The sequence below is a fragment of the Turicibacter sp. GALT-G1 genome, from assembly GCF_025594995.1.
GTDB lineage: Bacteria > Bacillota_I > Bacilli_A > MOL361 > Turicibacteraceae > Turicibacter > Turicibacter bilis.
Map to the genome: position 1 here is coordinate 1 of NZ_JAMQUS010000064.1, position 1,913 is coordinate 1,913.

At 39.4% G+C, this 1,913-nt stretch carries 1 protein-coding gene; it reads right to left on the reverse strand.

The window, feature by feature from the left end; genetic code table 11:
- Positions 1-117: 117 nt before the first annotated feature.
- Positions 118-1,395, reverse strand: coding sequence for a group II intron reverse transcriptase/maturase (ltrA, locus tag NEH74_RS11080; protein WP_055305912.1), 1,278 nt, complete (start codon positions 1,393-1,395; stop codon positions 118-120).
- Positions 1,396-1,913 lie beyond the last annotated feature (518 nt).

A 1,913-nucleotide genomic window follows, 5' to 3' on the forward strand; every position in this document is an offset into this window, starting at 1 on the left:
TTAGATAATACCCATGCCGGGCGCACAAAATCGAGTAGGAGATAATTAATTAATTTAATCATCGTCCTCTCACACCACCGTACGTACGGTTCCGTATACGGCGGTTCTATTTTATCTCTAAATATGAACGGTTTGATAGTGGTCTAGTAGTGATACTAGACCTCTTCTTTTTAGTCTTTCATTCGTGATGGTTCGACATAAAATAAATGAGCGAGCGACTCTCGCATATCCTTTTCGGGTATTTGCCCATTCCCACGCCTTATCCTTATCGATTCCCAACCTCATTAAACTTCTATATTTGGTTTGAACCTTCTTCCATTGTTTCCATATACACATTCTTAATCGGAATCGAATATTTTTATCTAGATTTCCACATACCGTCCTCATCTTAGCGATTTTAAAATAATTCACCCATCCGATGATTAACTGCTTTAGTTTCTTCAGTCGATAGTCAAAACTCACACTCCAACTTCGTCGGGTGAGTCTTTTTAATTTCTCTTTCACTCTCATGATCGATATCTGGTGAGGTTTAGCTTTGAACTGATAGGCATTTTTATCCCAAAAGAAACCGAATCCTAGAAATTTAATTCCACTTGGTCGCTCAACCTTACTTTTTGTCACATTGACTTTAAGACCTAGCGTTTCTTCAAGGTATTTCGTCATGCTTTTCATCACTCGCTTCGCTGCCTTCTCACTTTTCACTAGAATTAAACAATCATCTGCGTATCGGACAAAATTTAACCCTCTTGCTTCTAGCTCTTGGTCAAGTTCATTTAACATGATATTGCTCAGTAATGGGGATAGATTGCCTCCTTGTGGGGTTCCAATCACCGATTCTTTATATTCATCATCCATCATGACTCCACTGACTAAGAATTTTCGGATGAGTGAAATGACATCTCCGTCCTTAATCGTATTTGATATCAACCTCATTAACTTATCATGGTTGACTTTATCAAAGAACTTTTCTAAATCGATATCAACAATCCATGTATACCCATCATTCATGAATTCTAGACTTTTAATAATCGCCATTTCTGCACATCGTCCCGGTCTAAATCCATAGCTGTTTTCATGAAACTTTTCTTCATAGATAGGGGTGAGAACTTGAGCCATCGCTTGTTGAATGAATCGGTCAACCACGGTTGGGACACCTAAATTTCGCACACCCCCATCTGCCTTGGGAATCTCGATTCGTTTCACCGGTTTAGGTTGATACGAACGCGTACGAATTTGGTCCTTTATCTCTTCACCATTTTCTTTTAAATAGTGTCCCAATTCATTAATCGTCATCCCATCCACTCCTGCCGCACCTTTATTACGCTTAACTTGTAAATAAGCTTGGTTTAGATTATTTGGGTGTAGGATTTGTTTTAATAAATTCTCTGTGTTCATATTTGTTACCTCCATGAGTTTCGTAACCTTCCATCCATCGTATCTATTTTTTTTTAGATATGTGTCTTATCACCTAATGGTTAATTAGGAAGGTGCAAGTATCATTTCTTTAACGGATAAAATAGTTCGGTCCTTCGCTCCTTTTAGTTTTCACTAACTCTCTTCACTACTACGACCTCGGCTGACTTCTTATATTCCATGTTTACCTCACGGTCAACCTTTGGGATAGAATATAAGACCTCCCCGGGTAAGGTGTATTATCTTCCCTTCCATCTATCTGCCACATTTACAACATACATTTTTTTTCTGTGTAGCTATTGGACTTTAACTTGTTATGCAGTCTTATCCTTGTATCCTGCCTGATGTGATTCCTGTTCGTCAGACCAGAAGTTTGCCCACGGACTTCCTTCAGATTCCTCCTCGCAGAGGACACCCTTGTCTTAGGCTATGTACTTTCCGCTACTTGGACGTACTCGGGACTTTAACCCGTTAGATAATACCCATGCCGGGCGCACATA

Coding starts and splice junctions, on each gene's coding strand:
- ltrA (WP_055305912.1), bottom strand. CDS start 1,395: ATGAACACAGAGAATTTATTAAAACAAATCCTACACCCAAATAATCTA.